Source organism: Kitasatospora sp. MBT63 (genome assembly GCF_000710465.2).
GTDB lineage: Bacteria > Actinomycetota > Actinomycetes > Streptomycetales > Streptomycetaceae > Kitasatospora.
On record NZ_JAIZ01000474.1, the window covers coordinates 1 to 5582 of the forward strand.

Annotated in this window: 7 protein-coding genes; 3 read left to right on the forward strand and 4 right to left on the reverse strand. The window is 76.6% G+C overall.

Features of this window, described 5'->3' with window-relative positions; all coding sequences use genetic code 11:
• A partial coding sequence (locus AA75_RS25925; RefSeq protein ID WP_033822668.1) for a CbiX/SirB N-terminal domain-containing protein occupies positions 1-484 on the forward strand: 484 nt, incomplete at its 5' end.
• A gap of 36 nt (positions 485-520) precedes the next feature.
• Here the strand turns inward: AA75_RS25925 and AA75_RS25930 are convergent.
• Together AA75_RS25930 and AA75_RS25935 are read right to left on the reverse strand one after the other, a co-directional pair.
• Positions 521-715: a hypothetical protein gene (locus tag AA75_RS25930; protein ID WP_033822669.1), complete on the reverse strand. Its 195-nt coding sequence runs from the start codon at positions 713-715 to the stop codon at positions 521-523.
• Between the two features lie 86 nt (positions 716-801).
• On the reverse strand, positions 802-1311 hold the full coding sequence (locus AA75_RS25935; RefSeq protein WP_033822670.1) for a hypothetical protein: 510 nt from the start codon (positions 1309-1311) through the stop codon (positions 802-804).
• 102 nt (positions 1312-1413) lie between these two features.
• Between AA75_RS25935 and AA75_RS25940 the strand changes: the two genes are divergently transcribed.
• Positions 1414-1869 (forward strand): RICIN domain-containing protein, encoded by a 456-nt coding sequence (locus tag AA75_RS25940; protein ID WP_033822671.1) that lies wholly within the window; start codon positions 1414-1416, stop codon positions 1867-1869.
• A gap of 33 nt (positions 1870-1902) precedes the next feature.
• Here the strand turns inward: AA75_RS25940 and AA75_RS25945 are convergent, their stop codons facing one another.
• Positions 1903-2910: a hypothetical protein gene (locus AA75_RS25945; RefSeq protein ID WP_051813376.1), complete on the reverse strand. Its 1008-nt coding sequence runs from the start codon at positions 2908-2910 to the stop codon at positions 1903-1905.
• Positions 2911-3047: 137 nt separating this feature from the next.
• Here AA75_RS25945 and AA75_RS25950 point away from each other — a divergent pair, with 137 nt between their 5' ends.
• Positions 3048-3908 carry a helix-turn-helix domain-containing protein gene (locus AA75_RS25950; protein WP_033822672.1) on the forward strand — a complete coding sequence of 287 codons (861 nt, stop codon included), beginning with the start codon at positions 3048-3050 and terminating at the stop codon, positions 3906-3908.
• 75 nt (positions 3909-3983) lie between these two features.
• Here the strand turns inward: AA75_RS25950 and AA75_RS25955 are convergent, their stop codons facing one another.
• On the reverse strand, positions 3984-5453 hold the full coding sequence (locus AA75_RS25955; RefSeq protein WP_199520415.1) for a DEAD/DEAH box helicase: 1470 nt from the start codon (positions 5451-5453) through the stop codon (positions 3984-3986).
• Positions 5454-5582: the final 129 nt, after the last annotated feature.

Genomic DNA, 5582 nt, shown 5'->3' on the forward strand with positions numbered 1-5582 from the left:
CCTGCCCGTGGCCGACGTGCTGGGCCCGTCCCCGCTGCTGCTGGACGCCCTCGACCGGCGGCTCGCCGAGGCCGGGCCGGCCGTCGCCTCGGCCGCCGAACGGGCGCGGACCGGGGTGGTCCTGGCCGCGGCGGGCTCCTCGGACCCGGCCGCCAACGCGGCCACCCTCGCCGTCGCCGAGCTGTGGCGCCGCACCCGTGGCTGGGCGGCCGTCCGGACCGCCCACGCCTCGGCCGTGCCGCCGCACGTCCCGGACGCGGTCGCGGCCCTGCGGGCGACCCCCGGCGTCGAACGGGTCGCGGTCGCCCCGTACCTGCTGGCCCCCGGCCTGCTGCCGGACCGGATCACCGCCGCGGCGGCCGCCTGCGGCGCCGACCTCACCGCCGACGTCCTCGGCGCCGCCCCGGAGATCGCCACCCTCCTGCTGCACCGCTACGACCACGCCGCGGCCGCCGCCCGGACACCGACGGCGCTCAGCGCCTGAGCACCCGGCGCACCCGGCGTACCTGGCACACCTGGCTCAGGACGCCCGGCGGTGCCGGTACTCGGCCACCGCCGCGGTGATCACGCTGAGCGGCACCACCGCCGACTCGTCCGCGACGGCCGCCTCGATCCACTCCCGCACGGTCGCCGTGGGGCCGACCCCTCGCTCCGCGGCCCGCCGCCGGACCGTGTCCATCACCGGTGGGCCGCGCCGGGACAGAGGCAGACGCATTGCACCCATCCCGTCGAGCCACCGGTCCGGGTGACGGCGCACAGGAGCGGACGCAGGCGTACGGCAGCCGATCCGCGCCGCTCGGTTCAGCCCGTTGCGGCCCGGAAGCGCTGCTCCAGGTCCGCGACCGCGTCGCGCTCCGCGCGGCTGGTGGCGGTGGGGCGGCCCTCAAGGCGGGCCCGCTCGTTCGGGTAGCGCAGGGGCGGCTCGGCCCAGCGCCAGGCGTGCGCCGCGCAGCGCCGCTGGTCCGGGGTCCCCGCCTCGGCGGCGTGCAACAGGCTCTCCAGGACCCGCCGCCGGCCGGCCGCCGCGACCAGGGCGGCGGCGAGCCAGCGCGGCGAGCTGTGGTCGTCGTCGAGCAGCAGCACCGCCAGCACCTGGTCGTAGTGGCGCACCGCCGCCGCGCGGTCGCCCTCCAGGGCCCGCCGGACGGTCTGCCGCTTGTGCCCGATCCGGTGGTACTGCGGGTAGTGCGGCTGCCGTTCGGCCAGCCTGGCCACCCGCTCGTCGGCTTCGTCCTGCCAGCTGAGGGCGAGCGCGTCCAGCAGGGCGTCGAGCCCGCGCTCCTGCCGGTCCAGCCGCTCCCCGAGATCCATCCGGCCAGCCTAGTGCCGCCGGGCGTACGGTGGTCGCGGACGGCCGCACCAGGGAGGTCGGGGCCAGGGATGCTGGGGCCAGGGATGTTGGGGGTCGGGGCGATGGGACGGGCGGCGCAGGGGCGCGGACCGGTGGCGGACGGACGGTACCGGCTGCGCAACGTCGGCAGCGGGCTGCTGCTGGAGGTGGCCGGCGGCAGCAACCGGCACGGCGCCAAGGTGCGGCACGCGCCGGACGACGGCACCGACGCCCAGGTGTGGCGGATCTCGGCGGTGCACCCGGGTTCGGGGCTGTGCCACCTGGAGAACGCGGTGAGCGGCAAGCGGCTGGACGTGACGGGGGCCAGGACCGACGACGGGGTGCCGCTGCAGCAGTGGTCGGCCAACGCGTTCGGCGCCCAGGAGTGGCTGTTCGAGCGGCACGTGGACGCCCCCGGCACGTTCACGGTGACCGCCTTCGTCAGCGGCAAGGTGATGGAGGCCGCCGAGGACGGTTCGGTGCGGCAGTGGGAGGACACCGACACGCCCGCCCAGTGGTGGCGCCTGGAGCCGGCCTGACGGCGGGCGGTGGCCGCCGGGCCGCGGGGCGGCTCACACCCGGCGGAGCGTGAACTCGTCGAGCAGGGTGCCCTGAACGGCCAGGTCGACCCGGCCGGAGAGCTGGTAGACCCGGCCGTCGGGTCCCGGGGTCAGCGCGGTGGGCGCGATGTCCGCGGACGGCCGCACGGAGGTCAGTCGCGCGGTGTGCCAGCCGTCGGACGAGCGGAGTTCGACCTCGGCGTCGTGCCCGGTGCCGCCGACGGCGTTGGTGACGCCGAGGACGGCGCCGTCGGGGCGGGCGAGCAGGCCGTCCAGACCGACCAGCCGCCCGTCGGCCCCGGCGACCCGGATCTGCTCGACGGCGGACGGCCGGGACAGCGGGATCCGCCACAGCGTCCCGCCCTGGTAGTGGCCCACCACCAGGGTGTCGCCCTCGCGGACGATGCCGTTCAGCCCGAAGGTCCCGGCGGGGCTCGCCAGCCGGTCGTCGCGGACCAGCACGGAGGCGCTGCCGTCGACGCCGACCCGGTAGACCACCGGCGCCATGGAGTCGGTGACGTACGCGGTGCCGTCGGGGCCGAAGGCGAGGTCGTTGGCGACGTGCGGCCCGCCGTCGGCGGCGACCGCGGCCAGGTCGACATGGAACAGGCGGCGTCCGGTGGTCAGGTCGTACGCGCCGACCCAGGCCCGCCGGTAGGTGGTGCCGGGGGTGGAGCGCACCGAGCCGCCGGTGTCGGCGTCGGCCAGCAGGACGCGGCCGCGGGCGGCGTCGACGTGCAGGCCGACCACGGTCACCAGGTCGGGGTCGTCGACCAGGGTCCGGGTGGAGCCGTCCGGGGCGACGCTCTGGACGGTGCCGTGGCGCAGCGAGCCGACCAGGAAGCGGCCGTGCAGCGGGTCCCAGGTCGCGCCCTCGGGGACCAGGGTGTCGCCGTGCCCGGTCAGCAGCGCCGGGTAGCAGGGGTGGGCGCCGGCGGCGGCGGCCGGCAGGGCCGCACCGGCGAGCAGGGCGGCGGTGGCCGCGGCGACCAGTGCGGCCCGGATCGGACGGGTGCTCATCTGATATCCCATCAGTGCGAGGATCTGACGAACCGGCGGTTCGTCCGCACTCAGCTTCCTCGCGGGCCGAGGTGCCCGGCAGTTCGTGGCGATACTGGTAGTCCGGCTACCAGGAACAGGTTGACCAGGGGGATGGTATGACCGGTACGGAGGTGCGCCGGGAGGCGCTGTCGGACTTTCTGCGGACCCGCCGGGCCCGCCTGACCCCGGCGGAGGTCGGGATGGCGCCCGGGGTGCGCCGCCGGACGCCGGGGTTGCGCCGGGAGGAGCTGGCGCTGCTCGCCGGGGTCGGGGTGACCTGGTACACCTGGCTGGAGCAGGGGCGGGACATCAACCCGTCGTCGGAGGTGCTGTCCAGCCTGGCGAGGACGCTGCGGCTGGACCCGGCGGAGACCGCGTACCTGTTCCGGCTGGCGGGCTGTCAGGCGCAGCCCCCGGCGGTGGAGCCGGCCGTGGAGCTGCCCGAGTCGCTGGTGCGGATGGTGCGGGCGCAGTCGCCGTTCCCGGCGTTCCTGGTGGACGCCGACTGGGCGGTGCGGGCCTGGAACCCGGAGGCGGAGGCGCTGTTCGAGTTCTCCCGGTGGTCGGCGGAGGACTGCAACCTGGCCTGGGTGGTGTTCGCCAGCCAGGTGCACCGGCGGCGGGCGGTGGACTGGGAGCGGCACGCCCGTCGGATGCTCGCGCAGTTGCGCACGGTGTACGCGGAGCGCGGCGGCGACGCCTCGCCGGGCGGGCGGCGGATCGCCGCGTTGCTGGAGCGGTTGCGGGCGTGCTTCCCGGAGGCCGGGCGGTGGCTGGACGAGCACCAGGTGGAGGAGCGGGCCGGGGTCGAGAAGGACCTGGAGCACGAGGTGCTCGGTCCGCTCCACTTCGACCAGGTGGTGCTGAGCGCGCCCGGCGAGCTGGAGCTGGTGGTGTTCTCGCCGCGGGAGGCGGGGACGGCGGCCCGGGTGCGGCTGCTGGCCCCGGCCGGGACGGAGCGGGCCGCCGCCCGTTGAGCCCGTGACGCCGCAGGGGCGCCGGACCGTCGGACGGTCGGGCGCCCCTGCGGGGGTGCTGCGGGGTGCTGCGGGTCAGTCCGACTTGCGGCGCTGGCGGCCGGTGCCGTAGTTGGAGCCGGACTTCGTGCCGGAACCGGGCTGGGCCCGGCCGGAGGACTTGCCGATGAAACCGGCGGCCTGGCGGCGGCCGCCCGGGGCCTCGGTGCGGCCCGCGGCGGTGGCGCCGAGGCGCTGCTTGGGGCGGGGGCGGCGCGGGTTGCCGTTCAGGTCGACGTCCTTGGGCAGCCCGGAGCGCTTGGACTGCGGACGGCGGCGGCCCTGGCCCTCCGCCTTGGCCGCCGCGCCGGCGGCGGCCGCGGCCTGGGCCGCCACCTGGGTGGGGGCCAGGATCGGCAGCACCGCGACGCCGCTGGGCGTGCGGGCGCCGGTGATCCGGTGGAGCTCGCCGTCGCCGGGGCGGACCTTGGTGACGGTCGGGCGGATGCCGGCGGTGGTCATCAGCCGGGAGACCTCGCGGCGCTGCTCGGGCAGCACCAGGGTGACCACGGTGCCGGACTCGCCGGCCCGGGCGGTGCGGCCGCCGCGGTGCAGGTAGTCCTTGTGGTCGATCGGCGGGTCGACGTTGACGACCAGGTCGAGGCCGTCGATGTGGATTCCGCGGGCCGCGACGTTGGTCGCGATCAGGGCGCTGACCTGGCCCTCCCGGAACTGGTCCAGGGTGCGGTTGCGCTGCGGCTGGGACTTGCCGCCGTGCAGCGCGGCGGCCTGCACGCCGGCGGCGCGCAGCTGCTTGGCGAGCCGGTCGGCGCCGTGCTTGGTGTGCACGAACATGATCACGCGGCCCTCACGGGCGGCGATCCGGGCGGTCGCCTCGGCCTTGTCGGCCGGGTCGATCTGGATCACGTGGTGGTCCATGGTGGTGACCGCGCCGGCCGAGGGGTCCACCGAGTGGGTGACCGGGTCGCTCAGGAAGCGGGTCACCAGGCGGTCGACGTTGCGGTCGAGGGTGGCGGAGAAGAGCATCCGCTGCCCGCCGGGGGCGACCTGCTCCAGCAGCTTGGCGACCTGCGGCAGGAAGCCCATGTCGGCCATCTGGTCGGCCTCGTCGAGCACGGTGATCTTCACGTGGTCGAGCCGGACGTCGCCGCGGTTGATCAGGTCGTCCAGCCGGCCGGGGGTGGCGACCAGGACCTCGGTGCCACGGCGCACCTGGTTGGACTGGCGGGTGATCGACATGCCGCCGACCACGGTGGTGATCCGCAGGTTGAGGCCGATCGCGTACGGGCTGAGCGCCTCGGTGACCTGCTGGGCCAGCTCGCGGGTGGGCACCAGTACCAGGGCCAGCGGGTAGCGGGAGTCGGCGCGCTGTCCGGCGGTGCGGGCCAGCAGCGGCAGGCCGAAGGCCAGCGTCTTGCCGGAGCCGGTGCGGCCGCGGCCGAGCACGTCGCGCCCGGCGAGGGCGTCGGGCAGGGTGGCGGCCTGGATCGGGAAGGGTTCGGTGACGCCTTCCCGGCCGAGCGCGGTGAGCAGCGCCTTCGGCATCTCCAGTTCGGCGAAGCTCGCCGCCGGCGGGCGCGCCGGGGTGCCCTGGACGACGGTGAACTCCTCGGACGGGCGCGGGGTGGTGGCGCCGCGGGGCCGGGAGGCGCCGGCCGGGCGGCGCGGCGGGCT

Bases quoted from the DNA above. Each gene is read 5' to 3' on its own strand.
- AA75_RS25930 (WP_033822669.1), bottom strand. From the start codon at position 715: ATGCGTCTGCCTCTGTCCCGGCGCGGCCCACCGGTGATGGACACGGTC.
- AA75_RS25935 (WP_033822670.1), bottom strand. From the start codon at position 1,311: ATGGATCTCGGGGAGCGGCTGGACCGGCAGGAGCGCGGGCTCGACGCC.
- AA75_RS25940 (WP_033822671.1), top strand. From the start codon at position 1,414: ATGGGACGGGCGGCGCAGGGGCGCGGACCGGTGGCGGACGGACGGTAC.
- AA75_RS25945 (WP_051813376.1), bottom strand. From the start codon at position 2,910: ATGAGCACCCGTCCGATCCGGGCCGCACTGGTCGCCGCGGCCACCGCC.
- AA75_RS25950 (WP_033822672.1), top strand. From the start codon at position 3,048: ATGACCGGTACGGAGGTGCGCCGGGAGGCGCTGTCGGACTTTCTGCGG.
- AA75_RS25955 (WP_199520415.1), bottom strand. From the start codon at position 5,453: ATGCCGAAGGCGCTGCTCACCGCGCTCGGCCGGGAAGGCGTCACCGAA.